Source organism: Streptococcus sp. SI1, assembly GCF_030439945.1.
GTDB classification, from domain to species: Bacteria; Bacillota; Bacilli; order Lactobacillales; family Streptococcaceae; genus Streptococcus; species Streptococcus intermedius.
In genome coordinates, this window is sequence record NZ_JAQFJE010000004.1 from 156370 (window position 1) to 173123 (window position 16754).

Below are 16754 nucleotides of genomic sequence, written 5' to 3' on the forward strand. Positions count from 1 at the left end.
AAATTTTGTCTTATTTCAGTTTATAAATCCATCTTTTAGCAGCATCAATTAATTTTATAAGAAAACACCCCAATTCTTAGATGTTGTATCCAACTTTTGGAGTGCAGTTTTCTTATAATTTATTGTACAGAATAGTTTGGAGCTTCATTTGTAATTTGTACATCATGTGGGTGACTTTCTTTCAAACCAGCTCCACTCATTTCAATAAATTGCGCCTTATCATGTAATTCTTGGATATTAGCTGCTCCACAGTAACCCATACCAGAACGAATCCCACCAATCATTTGGAAGACAATATCTGCCGCTGCACCTTTATAAGCTACACGACCTTCAATACCTTCTGGAACTAGCTTGTTCGCCTCATTGACAGAACCCTGGAAATAACGATCGCTGGATCCTTTCTTCATAGCAGCAATGGACCCCATCCCACGATATGTTTTAAACTTACGGCCTTGGAAAATTTCTGTTTCACCTGGTGCCTCATCTGTACCAGCAAACATTGAACCAAGCATCACTGCATTTCCTCCTGCAGCAAGTGCTTTCACGATATCTCCGGAATACTGAATCCCACCATCTGCAATAATTGTTTTCCTGTATTCACGCGCCACTTGTGCCGCATCATAAATTGCAGTCACTTGAGGTACACCAACTCCAGCAATGACGCGAGTTGTACAAATTGAACCTGGACCAATCCCGACTTTTACAACATCAACTCCGGCATCATATAATGCACGTGCACCTTCTGCTGTAGCAATATTTCCTGCAATCAATGTTCGTTCCGGAAAATGTGTACGAATCTCAGCAATCTTCCGAAGGACGCCTGCTGAATGTCCATGTGCTGTATCAATGACAATAGCATCTGCACCTGCTTCAAATAAAGCTTCTGCACGCTCAAATGTATCAGAAGTAACACCTACAGCACCTGCAACTAAAAGGCGACCATACTCATCTTTAGCTGCATTTGGAAATTCAATCACTTTTTCAATATCTTTAATTGTAATTAAACCAGACAAACGACCATACTCATCTACTAATGGTAATTTTTCAATACGATGTTCATGAAGTATCTGTTCTGCTGTTTCTAAATCTGTCCCAACAGGAGAAGTAACTAAATTTTTACTCGTCATATGTGCTGAAATAGGTTGAGTATAATCCGTAATAAATCGCATATCACGATTCGTAATAATCCCAACTAATTTACGGTTTTCAAGCGTTTCAACAACAGGAACTCCACTGATACGATAACGCTCCATCAATTCTTCTGCATCTGATACTGTATGAGTAGGTGTCAAGAAGAATGGATCGATAATAACCCCATTTTCTGATCGCTTGACTTTCCGAACTTCATCTGCTTGTTGCTCAATAGACATATTTTTGTGAATAACACCAAGACCTCCAGCACGAGCAATAGCAATGGCCATTTTACTCTCTGTAACAGTATCCATTGCTGCAGTGATAATTGGAATATTGAGTGTCAAATTTTGAGCCAATTTTGTTTGTAAATTAGCATCATTTGGCAAAACATGACTCTCAGCAGGGATGAGTAATACATCATCAAAAGTAAAACCTTTTTTCAAAAATTTAGCGTCCCAGTTAGACATCCACAAATTCCTCTTTTCTTTATTTATTGAGCATAGCTCGTATTTATTGTTAATATGATACCATTCTATCTGTATTTGTCAATCTCTATTTTATAAAAAGTAAAAACCATCACGTTAGGTGATAGTTTTGCTTATTTTTATTGAAAATAGTTAATCCCCATAGCAGACTTTACCTCAAAAAGTGTTTGACTAGCCACTTGCCGTGCTCTATCACTACCTTTTTGTAACATGGTATAGACTTCTCCCATATCTTTTGAAAATTCAACACGACGTTCACGAATTGGACCTAATTCACGCTCTAAAATTTCTAATAAATAGCGTTTTGTTTTCACGTCTCCCAGTCCACCTTGTTGATAGTGTTCTTTCATTATTGTAATTTCTCGCATATCTTCTGGACGACCAAATACATCTAAATAATGAAAAACCATATTACCGTCAATTTTACCAGGATCTTCAATCTTGATATGGTCAGGATCCGTATACATGCTCATCACTTTCTTTTGTAGAGTATCCATATCATCAGATAAATAAATACCATTATTTAAAGATTTCGACATTTTTGCATTGCCGTCAAGCCCTGGCAAACGCCCTGCTGCTTCATTTTGAGGATAAAGTCCCTGAGGTTCTACCAAGACATCACAATCATAAGTATGATTAAAAGAACGGACAATTTCACGAGTCTGTTCAATCATTGGTTTTTGATCATTACCTACTGGAACATAATTCGCTTTAAAAGCAGTGATATCTGCTGCTTGTGCAATTGGATAAACTAAAAAACCAGTCGGAATACTTTCACCAAATGCTTTTTGAGCAATCTCTGACTTGACAGTTGGGTTACGTTCTAAACGAGCTAGTGATACCAGATTCATATAATACATTGACAGTTCTGACAACTCTGGGATTTGACTTTGAATAAAAATAGTTGTCTTTTCAGGATCTAAGCCAACAGCTAAATAGTCTAATGCCACATTCCCAATTGACTCTACAATTGTCTTAGGATCCTTAGCGTGATCCGTCAAAGCTTGTTGATCAGCTAAAAATACAAATAATTCATATTCCCCTTTATCTTGTAATAAAACACGATTTCGCAAACTTCCTACATAATGACCAATATGTAACTTTCCTGTTGGGCGATCTCCTGTTAAAATAATAGGTTTTGACATCACATTCTCCTTGAATTTTCTTGATAATATTATACCATTTTCAAGAAAAAAGTGTAGGGGCTATTTTGTCACTTCTTAAAATTAGTCGACAAGTGAATTTCCTGCCTTCATACGCCAATTATAATCAGATAAAATAATATCTTTCAAAGAATAAAATGCTTGCCAATTTAGAAATTCTTTTGCTTTGGAGGCGTTTGCTAATACACTTGCTGGGTCTCCAGCACGACGTGCTACAATTTCATAAGGGATTTTTTGATGTAAAATTTGTTCTGCAGTATTGTATATCTCCTTGACAGTGTAACCATGTTCAGTTCCTAGATTGAAAATCTGTGAAGTTGACGAATCTGTAAACAAATAATCAAATCCCTTTACATGTGCTTGTGCTAAATCTAAAACATGAATATAGTCTCGAACACATGAACCATCTTGTGTTTCATAATCATCTCCAAAAATTTTTAAACTATCATTTTGTCCAAGAGCTGTTTTATTAATGTTAGGGATAATATGTGTCGGATTTTTAACTCTTAAACCATTTGAAGCATCCATAGCAGCACCTGCAACATTAAAATACCGAAAAATGACATATTTCCAATTATAGCGATTGGCCATCCAATAAATCATGCGTTCTCCCATCAATTTTGTCTCAGCATAAGGATTTATCGGATTTAATAATGTATCTTCATTTGCGGGTTTATCTATACAATTGTTACCATAAACTGAAGCTGTAGAAGAAAATATAATTTTATCAATCCCTACTTCTGATAATACTTTTAACACATGATTCATTCCTGCCACATTTGCAGCAAAATATTTACTTGGATTCTCAACACTTTCGCTAACAACAATTTCACCTGCACAATGTAAAACAGCATCTATTGGGTGATTTTCTAAATAATCTTTTAAAGCAACTTCATCATAAACATCAAGTTGTTTAAAATGTGCTCTTTTATCTACAGCCTCTCTTGAACCTGTTACTAAATTATCTAAAACATGCACATCGTAATCAACATCTAAAAGTGCTTTGACAGTGTGTGAGCCAATATATCCAGCTCCTCCTGTCACTAAAATTGATTTCATTATTTTCTCCTCGATTTTTATGTCAATGCAAAACTATCTTTTACTAAATATTGATATGTTTCAACTAAACTACCAATTCTATCTCCAATAAGAATACCATCAAATCCAATAGTTAAAATCTGTTCAACATCTTCACAATTTACACCACCACCAAAAATCAACTGATATGTAAATCTAAACTTTACACTTAAATTATCCAAATAGTTTTTTAAATCTTGAAAATTTTCTTCGACTTTTGTAAATGAATAATCCTTTTCTCCTTTTAATGTTGCACTTAACATTTCATAAGCTATGATAATATGATTATCTTGAAGGTTTAAACCGTCTAAATATGTTGCACATTCAAAAATAGGATTTTCATGATTTCCTACACAAATAATAGGAGTAATCTCTGTCTGTAAAGCATTGTCAATCTTTGAACGAATAATTCTTACTGTCTCATTTAAATATTTTTGCCTTTCTAGATGACCTACAAAAGCATAATTTATGTTGTAATGTTTTAAATGTTGAGGTGATAAATCTCCTACACTCTTTCCCTTCATTGACAAATTTTGAACTGCAATATCAAAATGATATTTATCATAATCTGGTATAATAGGAGCTATAATCAATTGATACTGCTTGCTTATTGGTTTATTGAACTTCTCTAATAATTCTAACTGTTGTTCAATAGACATCTGATTTTTTAAATTAAACACAACTAACACTTTATTATTCCTTTACAATTCTTTTGAAATATAATCTTCCACTGTCTGTTTGTAAAGTTCAAATTGAGGATTTTTTACAACATTATGAAAAGATAGTGTTTTTCTTTTCTTTAAGCCACAAAATTCCATAGTTTTATGAAACGAAATCAAAATATCATCCACATCTTTCCCATTAAAAAATGCAGTTGAATTGTTAAATGCTTCTTCTGGTGCATTCCAAGTTGTGGATAAGATATACTCCTTCTCTTTCATCAAACCACCTTGACCATAAATATCTGCAAACGAATAAAATTGACCATATTCAAAAACTTTATCCATATATAATTTTAACTTCCCTGGTACATTAAACCAATAAATAGGAAATTGAAAAATAATCAAATCTGCCCACAAAAATTTATTTCTTTCGTCTATTACATTGTAGTCCTCAACTGACGATAATTGAACATCATGTTTGTGTCGTAAATTTTCCAACATAATGTTATACAAACTAAAATTTAATTCTCCTTTACAGAAATCATGTTTTTGATAACCATTTATTAGTAAAATTCTCATTTTTTCCTCCTAAAAACTTTATAAATTTATTATACATGAATTTATTTTTCATACTTCACTCTATTCTAAAATGTAATATTTTATCCCTGAATCATTTGAAAAAAGTCAAATTTTCTAGTAAAATGAAACTAATTACAGAATTAGGAGAAAAACATTGCTTACAGTATCAGATGTCTCACTACGATTTAGTGATCGAAAATTATTTGATGATGTCAATATCAAATTTACAAAAGGAAATACCTATGGTTTAATTGGTGCTAATGGTGCCGGAAAATCAACGTTTTTAAAAATCCTGGCTGGGGATATCGAACCAACTACTGGAAGCATCTCACTCGGGCCTGATGAACGTCTTTCAGTCCTTCGACAAAATCACTTTGACTATGAAGAAAATCGAGTGATTGACGTAGTTATCATGGGAAACGAGCATCTTTATAATATTATGAAAGAAAAAGATACCATTTATATGAAACCTGATTTTTCTGATGAAGATGGTGTCCGAGCAGCTGAGTTAGAAGGTGAATTTGCTGAATTAGGCGGCTGGGAAGCTGAAACCGAAGCTTCTCAATTGCTACAAAATCTTCATATTCCTGAAACCCTCCACTACCAAAATATGAACGAATTATCAAATGGAGATAAAGTAAAAGTTCTCCTTGCTAAAGCTCTATTTGGTAAACCAGATGTTCTATTACTAGATGAACCAACAAATGGCCTTGACATTCAATCCATCTCTTGGTTAGAAGATTTTTTGATTGATTTTGAAAATACTGTTATTGTTGTATCTCACGATCGTCACTTTCTTAATAAAGTATGTACCCATATGGCTGATTTAGACTTCGGTAAAATCAAACTTTATGTTGGTAATTATGACTTCTGGAAAGAATCTAGTGAATTAGCTGCTAAACTCTTAGCAGACCGAAATGCTAAAGCTGAAGAAAAAATAAAGCAACTACAAGAATTCGTTGCTCGCTTCTCTGCTAATGCTTCCAAATCAAAGCAAGCAACTTCTCGTAAAAAAATGCTGGACAAAATTGAATTGGAAGAAATTGTCCCATCCAGCCGCAAATATCCATTTATTAATTTCAAAGCAGAACGTGAAATTGGAAATGACCTCTTAACAGTCGAAAACCTTTCTGTCAAGATTGATGGTGATATTATTCTTGATAATATCAACTTCATTCTGCGTCCTGGAGATAAGACAGCCTTGATTGGACAAAACGACCTTCAAACAACTGCTTTGATTCGAGCTATTATGGGAGATATTGACTATGAAGGAACTGTAAAATGGGGTGTTACAACTAGTCAATCTTATCTACCAAAAGACACTAGCAAAGACTTTGCTAGTGGGGAATCTATTCTTGACTGGCTCCGTCAATTTGCAAGTAAAGAAGAAGATGACAATACTTTCCTTCGAGGGTTCTTAGGGCGTATGCTTTTCTCTGGTGATGAAGTTAACAAATCTGTCAATGTTTTATCAGGTGGGGAAAAGGTTCGTGTCATGTTATCAAAACTCATGCTTCTCAAATCAAACGTTTTGATATTAGATGATCCAACCAATCACTTAGACTTAGAATCTATTTCTAGCCTAAATGATGGTCTGAAAAATTTTAAAGAATCTATTATTTTTGCTAGTCATGATCATGAATTTATCCAAACACTTGCTAATCACATTATTGTTCTTTCTAAAAAGGGTGTCATTGACCGAATTGATGAAACCTATGATGAATTTTTAGAAAATCAAGAAGTACAAGAAAAAGTCAAGAACCTTTGGAAAAATTAAACCTTTTCGACAGTAGGAGCTGATAAAAGATTCAGTTCCTTAATTTTTAGCATTTTATTATTTATCATAACCTATGAAAAAAATCAAAAAACTTCTTAAACCTTATTATCTATTTGCATTTTTTATCCCATTTTTTATCCTGTTTTTAACTTACTTTATAAATGGAATTTATTGGAAAAGTGACACTTCTCCACTTTTGGGAGATGGTTTTCATCAGTATGTCATTTTCGATGTTACTTTAAGAAATATTTTGCATGGTACAGACAGTATTTTTTATACATTTACAAGTGGACTTGGATTAAATTTTTATACTTTATCTAGCTATTATCTTGGAAGTTTTTTATCACCTTTAGTTTACTTTTTCAATTTAAAAAATATGCCAGATGCAGTATATTTATTTACTCTGATAAAGTTTGGTTCGATGGGATTGACTTGTTTCATAAGCATTAAAAATATATTCAAAAAAATTTGTCCTTATTATATTTTAATACTGTCAACATCCTATTCTTTAATGAGTTTTGCAGTTAGTCAACTTGAAATAAAAACTTGGTTAGATATTTTCATTATTATTCCACTAATTTTACTTGGTTTACACCAATTGATTGTTCAAAAAAAACGTATTCTTTACTTTACATCTTTGTCAATCCTTTTTATTCAAAATTATTATTTTGGATACATGATGGTCATTTTTCTAACTCTATGGTATTTTGTTCAAATTTCATGGGATTTTAAAACTAGAATTAAATCTTTTCTAGATTTTACAGTTGTATCAATCCTATCTGGAATAACAAGTCTCATCATGATTTTACCAACCTTTTTAGATTTAAAAACGCATGGTGAAAAATTGACAAAGGTGACAACTTTACTAACTGAAAAAAGCTGGTACTTAAATATTTTTGCTAAAAATTTTATTGGTTCGTTTGACACCACTAAATATGGATCTATTCCAATGATATATGTTGGCCTCATTCCATTATTGTTAGCAGTTCTATTTTTTACATTACAATCTATTAAGTTTCACGTGAAACTTGCTTACTTTATTTTAATTACGATTTTAGTATCTAGTTTTTATTTACAACCATTAGATTTATTTTGGCAAGGAATGCATGCTCCAAATATGTTTCTACATCGTTATTCTTGGACATTTTCCATTGTTATTATCTTCTTAGCTGCAGAAAGTTTAGAACGTCTAAAGGAATTTAAACTAACAAATATTCTAGTTAGTTTTTCTATCTTAGGATTTGGGTTTATTTCTACTTTTATTTTTAAGAAACATTACAAATTTTTAGGTTCTGTTAATTTTATCTTAACATTAGAATTTTTAGTCGTTTATCTTTTAATTTTTTGGGCTTATACAAAAAAATATATCCCTTCTAAAATATTTACAGTTTCTACTTTATTATTTGTTTGTTTTGAACTCAGTTTAAATAGCTTTTATCAAATTGAAGGAATTGCAAAGGAATGGATCTTTGCAAGTAGGAATGCTTATGAACAAGATTTAACATCTATTGATTCGCTTGTTAAATATAGTAAAAAGAAAAACTTAAATTTCTTTAGAACTGAAAAATTGGCTATTCAAACTGGAAATGATAGCATGAAGTACAATTATAATGGTATCTCTCAATTTTCTTCTGTTCGTAATACTGTGGCTAGTTCTATTCTTGATAAACTCGGTTTTAAATCATCTGGAACAAATTTAAATTTACGTTATCAAAATAATAGTATTATTATGGATAGCTTATTAGGAGTAAAATATAATATTTCAACAAATAATCCTCAGAAATATGGTTTTTCGTCTATTAAGACTAAAGATAATTTAACGCTCTATGAAAATAGAAATGCTAATTCATTAGCATTTCTAACAAATTCAATTTACAAAGATGTAAAGTTTAACCATTTAACGTTAGATAATCAAACTCATTTTCTCAATCAACTGTCTGGATTAAATTTAAAATACTATCATAGATTGTTTTCTCTAAAGACTCATAATGTCAAACAAGTTGGAAATAGAATAGTTGCAGAAGTAGATAAAAATGGTCATGATTCTTTTGCCAGTGTTACTTATACTTTAGAAGTTCCAGCAAATAGTCAAGTTTATTTAACTTTACCAAACTTAACTTTCTCAAATGACAACCAAAAATCAGTTGACATAACTGTAAACAACAATCAAAAAATGCATTATGGTACTAATAATGTCTTTCCTTTTTTTAATCTTGGATACTTTAATCAAAAGCAAACCATAACTGTAAAAGTAACTTTTCCATATAATTCAAAAGTTTCGTTTGATAGTCCTGAATTTTATACTCTTGACACAAATCGTTTTCAACAAGCAATAAACAAGATTCAACAACAAAAAGTATCAGTAACAACAAAACATAATACAATAACAGCATATTATCAAGCTCAACGAAATAGTTCTTTATTCTTCACCATTCCTTATGATAAAGGTTGGTCTGCAACGCAAAATGGGAAAACAATCAAAATTTCAAGAGCGCAGAATGGCTTTATGAAGGTTAATGTAAAAAAAGGAGAGGGAAAAATTAAATTGACATTTATCCCGAATGGTCTAAAAGAAGGTAGTATAGCATTTTTATCTGGAATCTCATTCTTTATTACTTATAATAAGATACGAAAGAAAAAATTGTTATAATTAAAAACCCAAACTGAACAAAAAGACAGTTTGGGTTTTATTATATATTACTAATATAAAAAAGCATTCTTTATGAATGCTTCGTAGCTCCGGCAGTAGGACTCGAACCTACGACATCATGATTAACAGTCATGCGCTACTACCAACTGAGCTATGCCGGATAATATAGTCCGTACGGGATTCGAACCCGTGTTACCGCCGTGAAAAGGCGGTGTCTTAACCCCTTGACCAACGGACCATATATGCTCTTTCACAGAACATATACTATTATACCAGTTTGGAAAACTTTGTCAATAGTTTTTATTTAAAAATTTAGTTTTTATTCATCCTTTTGACTCCTCTAAAATAGTTTTCAACTTTCCAATTTTCATTCGAGTAATTGGGCAACGGTGATCTTCATAAAAAATAATTTCTTTCATTTTTTTGTCATAACTCTTAATATTTCCAATATTAACTAAATAAGATTTATGAGGTGAAAAGAAACGCTGTGTCTCCTTGTCTTTTTCTTGAATATCTGCAATAGTACCATAAAATTCTTTAAAAAAGTTTTTACCTACAATTCTTAATTTATGAGAAGAACCTGTCGTTTCAATATATAAAATATCATTAAATGGCATTCTAACTTCTCCACCACGAAAACTATATTCAAAATAATCAACCATATCTTTATTTTCAATCAACGTTGCTTTTGTATACTCGATACTATCTTTTATATGTTTTTTAAAAGCAACATCATTCAAATTTTTATCAACAAAATCTAGTGCAGAAACTTTATATTTAAAAGTCATAGTAGCAAATTCTGATTTCGTTGTAACAAAAACAATAATAGCATACGGATTATGATGACGTATAAATTTTGCTATTTCTAAACCTTTTGTCTCTTCCCCTTTAATATCAATATCTAAAAAGTATAATTGATTTACTTCATCATTCTCAATATATTCTTTAAATTCTCTTATTTTTCCAGTTACTTTAACTTTGATAGAAATTCCCATTTCTTTTGCAATCTCTGCCAAAGTTGTTTCCATTCTTACTTGATGTGAAATTTCATCTTCTAATACTAATACTTTCATTATAAACCTTCTTTCCTTACTCTCATTGCTTGTATAAAATATTCATCTTCGATTTTAGTATCCAGAATAATTCCTTCATAGTTATTAATAATTTCTTTAATATTACTTAAACCTAAACCGCGTCCCACACCCTTTGTTGAAAAATCAGTTTGGTATATTTCTTCCAAATCTAGAGGTCTTTTCTTACGTGAATTTTGAATAACTAAGATCGTTTCTGTATCCAGATCTACTAAAGAAACATTCATCGTTTTTTGATAACTCTCTGCCGCTCCCTCTATTGCATTATTTAAAAGGACACTTGTCATTCTAACCAAATCTAACAATTTAATTGGCAAAGGTTTAACAAAATCTTTTACTTCAAATGTTAATTCTATATTGTAATCTCGTGCCTTAAACAATGTTTGCGTCATAACACTTCTAAGTGCTGAATCTCCAACATTATTTAAATCAAAATACGTATATTTATCAGAACGAAGCTGTAAATTAGCATTTACGAGAACCTCCTGATAGATTCGCTCCACTTCTTTTATATCACCTGTATGAATAGCTGATTGAAAACTTGCCAACATCCCACCATAATCATGACGAAAACCTCGAATTTCATTATACAGATTAACAATTTCATCTGTATATTTTTGTAATTGCAGTTGTTCCTGTTCTTTTTGCTTAATTTGTTCTTCTTTTTCATATTTTTCGCGAATAGATTGTAAGTAGAACAAAATTGACATAAACATTAAAAAGCAAATTGTAGCAATCATACTAGAAAAACTATTTAAATTTTTCATGTTACTAAGCCAATGCGATATATTTAATAAAAGATGAATAAATAATAGATAAAAATTTAATTGTACAATATTTTCTTTAAAATCTATCTTTTTAAAATATTTAAAATTAAACTTAAAATAATCAATTGCTTTTAAAATGAAAACTAAAGAAATAATATTAATAAAAATATAGAACAATCCCCAATATCTATCAACAAACTTATCACCTGTAACAGAAGAAATAATAACTGAAAAGAAGGTTTCAGAACCTGATACAGCTAAAGATAAAAATAGTGCTAAAAATAAAGACGAATGTTTTTTAACTTTTTTTACTTTAACAAAGTATAAATAAAAAAATAATGGTTGAATAAAAAACATTATATATCTAACCGAATAATGTATTATTGTAGTAAAATCAGTCAAAAATACAATTCCTAAACATAATAAAGTAAAGTGAATATTCACTTTATTCACTCTACTTATCTTCTTATAACAATATACAACAGAAATAGCTTCTATAATGGAGAATATAACCCAATATATAAATTCTATTTTCACCATACTTACTCCTGAACATTTATTTACCAAAAAGTTTAGAAAAATCAAATCCCATTCTGATTCGACTATCCCCACCAATAACTTTATCTAACTGTTCATCATTTAACTCTTTAAATTTCACAACTTCCTTTTTTACTACCTCTTTTTTAGCAAACAACTTTTTCATAATTTCTCCTTAATATTTTTTGTAAGAAACCTTACAAGAAAATTATACAAAATCTTGATAACTAAATTAAAAAAATCTCTAAACGATACATTTTTACATCTCAAAAGACTTTTTGCACAGATAAGAAAAAGGCACGCCTCTTTCGTGCCTAAAACTTATATGATCCCAGCAGGATTCGAACCTGCGACCGTTCGCTTAGAAGGCGAATGCTCTATCCAGCTGAGCTATGAGACCAATGCTCTATCATTTTAACAAAAAAAGCCTATAACGTCAAGATTACTTGTGATAAGGACTTCCTTGTTGAATCATAAACGCTCGATAAATTTGTTCTACTAAAACCAATCGCATTAATTGATGAGGAAGAGTCAATTTTCCAAAACTCATTAATAAATTAGCTCTTTTTTTAACAGCAGTAGATAAACCAAGGCTTCCTCCAATTACAAAAGTAATATCTGAGATTCCACGAATAGTTATATCACTTAATATCTTACTAAATTTTTCTGATGGAAATTGTTGACCTTCAATAGCTAAAACAATCACAAATTCTTTATCAGCTAGTTTTGATAAAATACGAGCTCCTTCTTTATCAAGAATTTGTTGATTTTCTAAGTGGCTTGCTTTATCTGGTGTTTTTTCATCTGGAAGTTCAATTATATCAAACTTAGTAAAGCGGTTCAGCCGTTTAGTATACTCTGAAATTCCATCTTTAAGGTATTTTTCTTTTAGTTTTCCAACAGTTACAAGTTTTATTTTCATATTTTTATTTTACCATATCCACAATTATTTCACATCTTATTCACATAATAACAAATTAAATATTCTTTCAAAAACCTTATAAATCACTAAGAAACTCACAGTTTTTAAAAGTTTTCCACAATTTGTGGAAAAACTTAATATTTAAGTTATAATTAAGATAAATTATTTATACTTTCAGTAATTGAAATAACTAGGAGGAAAATATGAAAAACTCTTCAAATTTCACAAAAAAATTCTTATGGCTTTTCATGGTCTTAGCTATAGGTTTTATTGGTGGTTTATTAGGAAATGTAACTTCTTCAAAATTAAATAAAAACAACACAACTACCACTAAGGTTAACCATGTTACTACATCTTATAAAAATACCAATTCTACAACACAGGCGGTCAATAAAGTAAAGGATGCTGTTGTTTCTGTTATTACCTATGCTAATAATAAATCTCAAAATAGCATTTTTGGAAATGATGACTTTAATAGTAACAATAATAACTCACAAAGAGTAGCAAGCGAAGGTTCAGGGGTTATTTATAAAAAAGACAGTAAGTATGCCTATCTTGTAACTAATACTCATGTTATTAATGGTGCTAGTAAAGTGGATATTCGTTTAGCGGATGGTAACAAAGTTCCAGGAGAAATCGTAGGCTCAGATACTTACTCAGATATTTCTGTCGTCCGTATTAGTGCAAGCAAAGTCAAGTCAGTTGCTGAATTTGGTGATTCTAGTAAATTAACTGTTGGAGAAACTGCTATTGCTATTGGTAGCCCACTTGGATCAAATTATGCAAATACTGTTACTCAAGGAATTATTTCTAGCTTAAATCGTAATGTGTCTTTAAAATCTGAAGATGGTCAAACTATCTCTACTCAGGCTATTCAAACAGATACAGCGATTAATCCTGGGAATTCTGGTGGTCCACTTGTAAATATCCAAGGGCAAGTTATTGGTATTACTTCAAGTAAAATTGCTAGTAATCGTGGAACATCTGTAGAGGGATTAGGTTTTGCTATTCCATCTAATGATGTCACCAACATCATCAGCCAATTGGAATCAAACGGAGCAGTTACGCGACCAGCTTTAGGAATTCAAATGATTGATATTAGTAATCTATCTAGTTCTGATTTATCACGTTTGAAACTTCCAGCAAAAGTGACTGCAGGAGTTGTTGTTCGTTCAGCTCAGTCTGGAATGCCTGCAGCAGGAAAACTTCAAAAATATGATGTTATTACAAAGATAGATGGAAAAGACATTTCCTCAGCAAATGATTTACAATCTGCTTTATACAAACATTCAATTGGTGATGATATAAAAATTACATTTTATCGTAATGGAAAAGAAACAACCACCACCATTAAACTTACAAAATCTACAAAAGATTTAAATTCAAATAATTGATACTTTAATAACACACCTTTACAGAATTGTAAAGGTGTGTTATTCTATAGGAACATGGAAAAATATCAATACATTACACTTAATGACATACAAACCAATCCTTATCAACCAAGAAAAGAATTTTCAGAAGACAAAATTACTGAACTTGCTAATTCTATAAAAGAACATGGAATTATTCAGCCCATCATTGTACGAAAATCTCCAATAATTGGTTATGAATTACTAGCTGGTGAAAGACGTTTTAGAGCTGCTAAATTAGCAGGTTTAACTAATATACCAGCTATTATAAAAGAATTAACAGATGATGAAATGATAACGCAAGCTATCATTGAAAATTTACAAAGAGAAGACCTCAATCCTATAGAAGAAGCACAATCTTATCAATATTTAATTGACAAGGGATTGACACACAAAGAAATCGCTCTAACAATAGGAAAATCTCGCCCTTACATTACAAATTCTGTTCGTTTATTAAATTTACCATCCAATATCATTGAAGCAGTAAAAGAAGGAAATATCTCTCAAGGACATGCTCGCCTGCTTATCAATCTCTCAGAAAAAGAGCAAAATCACTGGTTTGAAAAAATTCTATCTCAAGAACTTTCAGTTAGAAAACTAGAAAAACAATTGCACCCAAAACGAACAAAAACTGTAACAAAAAATAAAAATCAACTTTTTATCAAAGAAGAAGAAGAAAGGTTAAAAAGGATATTTGGTACAGATATTTCACTCCGATTTTCCAAGCAGTCTCAATCTGGAAAAATCTGTATTCACTTTTCAAATCAAGAAGAATATCAAAGAATTATTGACAGCTTTACATAAAGCTGTTATTTTTATTTTTAAAATTCACAGAATTATCCACTATATTCTTATAAGAAAACCTTGGTAAATCACAAAAGAATCGTTTTATCAACAATCTGTGGAAAACTCAGAAAAACATTGTGAATTTATTTCCACAGATTGTGGAAAACTTTGGTGTTTTATGGTAAACTATTTTCTATAGACTACTAAATAAGACTTAAAAATAATTGGTAAAGGAGGTTTTTTATGACACAAGAATCTCGTTTTTGGGCGCGTGTTTTAGAATTAGCTCAAAAACAAATTAAAAAAAATACATATGACTATTTTGTTTCAGGAGCTCAGTTAATTAAAATTGAAAATTTTCAAGCTACCATACTTCTTGATAGTCCAGTCAAACAATTATTTTGGGATCAAAACTTAGCAGACGTCATCATTACTGCAGGTTTTGAAATTTTCAATAATCAAATTACAGTCCAGTATATCTTTCAAGAAGAAAGTAACGAAGTTACTCAGTCAACAAATACAAACCAGTCAGAGGTTAAAATAAGTCTTCCTCCTATTGAAACTGGATTAAAAGCAAAATATACATTTGATAATTTTGTCCAAGGTGATGGGAACGTTTGGGCTCTATCAGCTGCACTAGCTGTTTCTGAAAATTTGGCAACAACTTATAATCCATTATTTATCTATGGTGGACCAGGATTAGGAAAAACTCACCTACTAAATGCAATTGGAAATCAAATTTTAGAAAACATTCCAGATGCCAGAGTGAAATATATCCCTGCTGAGACCTTTATCAATGACTTTTTGGAACATCTTCGGTTGGGAGAAATGGAAAGCTTTAAGAGAACTTATCGAAGCCTTGACCTCTTATTGATTGATGATATTCAGTCTTTGGGAGGAAAGAAAGTTTCCACTCAAGAAGAATTTTTTAATACTTTTAATGCTTTGCATGGGGAAAATAAACAAATTGTGCTAACAAGTGACCGTAGTCCTGACCATCTGGATAATCTTGAAGAACGTTTGGTCACGCGCTTTAAATGGGGATTAACTCAAAATATTACCCCACCAGATTTCGAAACAAGAGTTGCCATTTTACGCAATAAAATAGAAGATTTGGATTATATTTTTCCAAATGATACCTTAGAATATCTAGCAGGTCAATTTGATTCAAATGTTCGCGATTTAGAAGGTGCCTTAAATGATATTTCTCTCATGGCTAGAGTAAAAAATCTTAAAGAAATTACAATTGATGTTGCTGCTGAAGCTATTCGAGCTCGAAAACAAGATGCAAATCAAATGTTGGTTATTCCAATTGATAAAATTCAAACAGAAGTTGGAAATTTCTATGGAGTCAGTGTTAAAGAAATGAAGGGAAGTCGCCGAGTTCAAAATATTGTCCTTGCTAGACAGGTAGCTATGTATTTAACACGTGAATTAACTGATAATTCCCTTCCAAAAATTGGAAGAGAATTCGGTGGCAAGGATCATACAACAGTTATACATGCTCATGGGAAAATAAAAACAATGCTCGAAACAGATGATAATCTTCGTTTAGAAATAGAAAACATAAAAAATAAAATCAGATGATTGTGGATAATTTGAGAAAAAAGCTAAAGTTATTCACAATTTATAAACAAGTTCATTTTGGTACTCTGTCACTAATTTTAAAACTTATCCACACATTTCACATAAACTACTATTACTATTAACCT

14 protein-coding genes and 3 tRNA genes are annotated in these 16754 nt (G+C 31.1%); 5 read left to right on the forward strand and 12 right to left on the reverse strand.

The window, feature by feature from the left end; genetic code table 11:
* Positions 1–119: 119 nt before the first annotated feature.
* The 5 genes from guaB to PCY10_RS06720 all read right to left on the reverse strand — a co-directional run bounded on the left by guaB (position 120) and on the right by PCY10_RS06720 (position 5100).
* Entirely contained in the window at positions 120–1601 is a 1482-nt protein-coding gene (gene guaB, locus PCY10_RS06700; RefSeq protein WP_021003370.1) for an IMP dehydrogenase, read from the reverse strand.
* 137 nt (positions 1602–1738) lie between these two features.
* Entirely contained in the window at positions 1739–2764 is a 1026-nt protein-coding gene (gene trpS / locus PCY10_RS06705; RefSeq protein WP_021003371.1) for a tryptophan--tRNA ligase, read from the reverse strand.
* A gap of 81 nt (positions 2765–2845) precedes the next feature.
* A complete protein-coding gene (galE, locus tag PCY10_RS06710; RefSeq protein WP_021003372.1) occupies positions 2846–3841 on the reverse strand; it encodes a UDP-glucose 4-epimerase GalE in 996 nt (331 codons plus the stop codon).
* A 17-nt stretch (positions 3842–3858) separates the two neighbouring features.
* The gene (locus tag PCY10_RS06715) at positions 3859–4548 is read right to left on the reverse strand and encodes a triose-phosphate isomerase (protein WP_021003373.1); all 690 of its coding nucleotides are present in this window, start codon (positions 4546–4548) and stop codon (positions 3859–3861) included.
* 12 nt (positions 4549–4560) lie between these two features.
* A complete protein-coding gene (locus PCY10_RS06720) occupies positions 4561–5100 on the reverse strand; it encodes an NAD(P)H-dependent oxidoreductase (protein ID WP_003077208.1) in 540 nt (179 codons plus the stop codon).
* A 154-nt stretch (positions 5101–5254) separates the two neighbouring features.
* Between PCY10_RS06720 and PCY10_RS06725 the strand changes: the two genes are divergently transcribed.
* Positions 5255–6877, forward strand: a complete 1623-nt coding sequence (locus tag PCY10_RS06725) for an ATP-binding cassette domain-containing protein (protein ID WP_021003374.1) — start codon at positions 5255–5257, stop codon at positions 6875–6877.
* 73 nt (positions 6878–6950) lie between these two features.
* On the forward strand, positions 6951–9527 hold the full coding sequence (locus PCY10_RS06730; protein ID WP_021003375.1) for a YfhO family protein: 2577 nt from the start codon (positions 6951–6953) through the stop codon (positions 9525–9527).
* Positions 9528–9614: 87 nt separating this feature from the next.
* Here the strand turns inward: PCY10_RS06730 and PCY10_RS06735 are convergent.
* The 7 genes from PCY10_RS06735 to rlmH form a co-directional block, all read right to left on the reverse strand.
* A tRNA-Asn gene (locus tag PCY10_RS06735) sits at positions 9615–9688 on the reverse strand.
* Positions 9689–9693: 5 nt separating this feature from the next.
* Positions 9694–9765 (reverse strand) — tRNA-Glu (locus PCY10_RS06740).
* Positions 9766–9850: 85 nt separating this feature from the next.
* Positions 9851–10600, reverse strand: coding sequence for a competence system response regulator transcription factor ComE (gene comE, locus PCY10_RS06745; protein WP_003075488.1), 750 nt, complete (start codon positions 10598–10600; stop codon positions 9851–9853).
* Positions 10600–11925 (reverse strand): GHKL domain-containing protein, encoded by a 1326-nt coding sequence (locus PCY10_RS06750; protein WP_003075490.1) that lies wholly within the window; start codon positions 11923–11925, stop codon positions 10600–10602. The genes comE and PCY10_RS06750 overlap by 1 nt, the downstream gene beginning before the upstream one ends.
* Positions 11926–11941: 16 nt before the next feature.
* Complete coding sequence (locus PCY10_RS06755; protein WP_003075491.1) at positions 11942–12088, reverse strand: bacteriocin; 147 nt, start codon at positions 12086–12088, stop codon at positions 11942–11944.
* Positions 12089–12248: 160 nt separating this feature from the next.
* A tRNA-Arg gene (locus PCY10_RS06760) sits at positions 12249–12322 on the reverse strand.
* Between the two features lie 42 nt (positions 12323–12364).
* Complete coding sequence (rlmH, locus tag PCY10_RS06765) at positions 12365–12844, reverse strand: 23S rRNA (pseudouridine(1915)-N(3))-methyltransferase RlmH (protein WP_003075603.1); 480 nt, start codon at positions 12842–12844, stop codon at positions 12365–12367.
* 203 nt (positions 12845–13047) lie between these two features.
* On the opposite strand from rlmH, the gene PCY10_RS06770 reads away from it, so the two are divergent.
* The 3 genes from PCY10_RS06770 (at position 13048) to dnaA (ending at position 16629) form a co-directional block, all read left to right on the forward strand.
* The gene (locus PCY10_RS06770; RefSeq protein ID WP_020999302.1) at positions 13048–14238 is read left to right on the forward strand and encodes a trypsin-like peptidase domain-containing protein; all 1191 of its coding nucleotides are present in this window, start codon (positions 13048–13050) and stop codon (positions 14236–14238) included.
* A 54-nt stretch (positions 14239–14292) separates the two neighbouring features.
* Complete coding sequence (locus PCY10_RS06775) at positions 14293–15060, forward strand: ParB/RepB/Spo0J family partition protein (protein ID WP_021003376.1); 768 nt, start codon at positions 14293–14295, stop codon at positions 15058–15060.
* Between the two features lie 225 nt (positions 15061–15285).
* Positions 15286–16629, forward strand: a complete 1344-nt coding sequence (dnaA, locus tag PCY10_RS06780) for a chromosomal replication initiator protein DnaA (RefSeq protein ID WP_021002255.1) — start codon at positions 15286–15288, stop codon at positions 16627–16629.
* Positions 16630–16754: the final 125 nt, after the last annotated feature.

Coding starts and splice junctions, on each gene's coding strand:
- guaB (WP_021003370.1), bottom strand. CDS start 1,601: ATGTCTAACTGGGACGCTAAATTTTTGAAAAAAGGTTTTACTTTTGAT.
- trpS (WP_021003371.1), bottom strand. CDS start 2,764: ATGTCAAAACCTATTATTTTAACAGGAGATCGCCCAACAGGAAAGTTA.
- galE (WP_021003372.1), bottom strand. CDS start 3,841: ATGAAATCAATTTTAGTGACAGGAGGAGCTGGATATATTGGCTCACAC.
- PCY10_RS06720 (WP_003077208.1), bottom strand. CDS start 5,100: ATGAGAATTTTACTAATAAATGGTTATCAAAAACATGATTTCTGTAAA.
- PCY10_RS06730 (WP_021003375.1), top strand. CDS start 6,951: ATGAAAAAAATCAAAAAACTTCTTAAACCTTATTATCTATTTGCATTT.
- comE (WP_003075488.1), bottom strand. CDS start 10,600: ATGAAAGTATTAGTATTAGAAGATGAAATTTCACATCAAGTAAGAATG.
- PCY10_RS06750 (WP_003075490.1), bottom strand. CDS start 11,925: ATGGTGAAAATAGAATTTATATATTGGGTTATATTCTCCATTATAGAA.
- PCY10_RS06755 (WP_003075491.1), bottom strand. CDS start 12,088: ATGAAAAAGTTGTTTGCTAAAAAAGAGGTAGTAAAAAAGGAAGTTGTG.
- rlmH (WP_003075603.1), bottom strand. CDS start 12,844: ATGAAAATAAAACTTGTAACTGTTGGAAAACTAAAAGAAAAATACCTT.
- PCY10_RS06770 (WP_020999302.1), top strand. CDS start 13,048: ATGAAAAACTCTTCAAATTTCACAAAAAAATTCTTATGGCTTTTCATG.
- PCY10_RS06775 (WP_021003376.1), top strand. CDS start 14,293: ATGGAAAAATATCAATACATTACACTTAATGACATACAAACCAATCCT.
- dnaA (WP_021002255.1), top strand. CDS start 15,286: ATGACACAAGAATCTCGTTTTTGGGCGCGTGTTTTAGAATTAGCTCAA.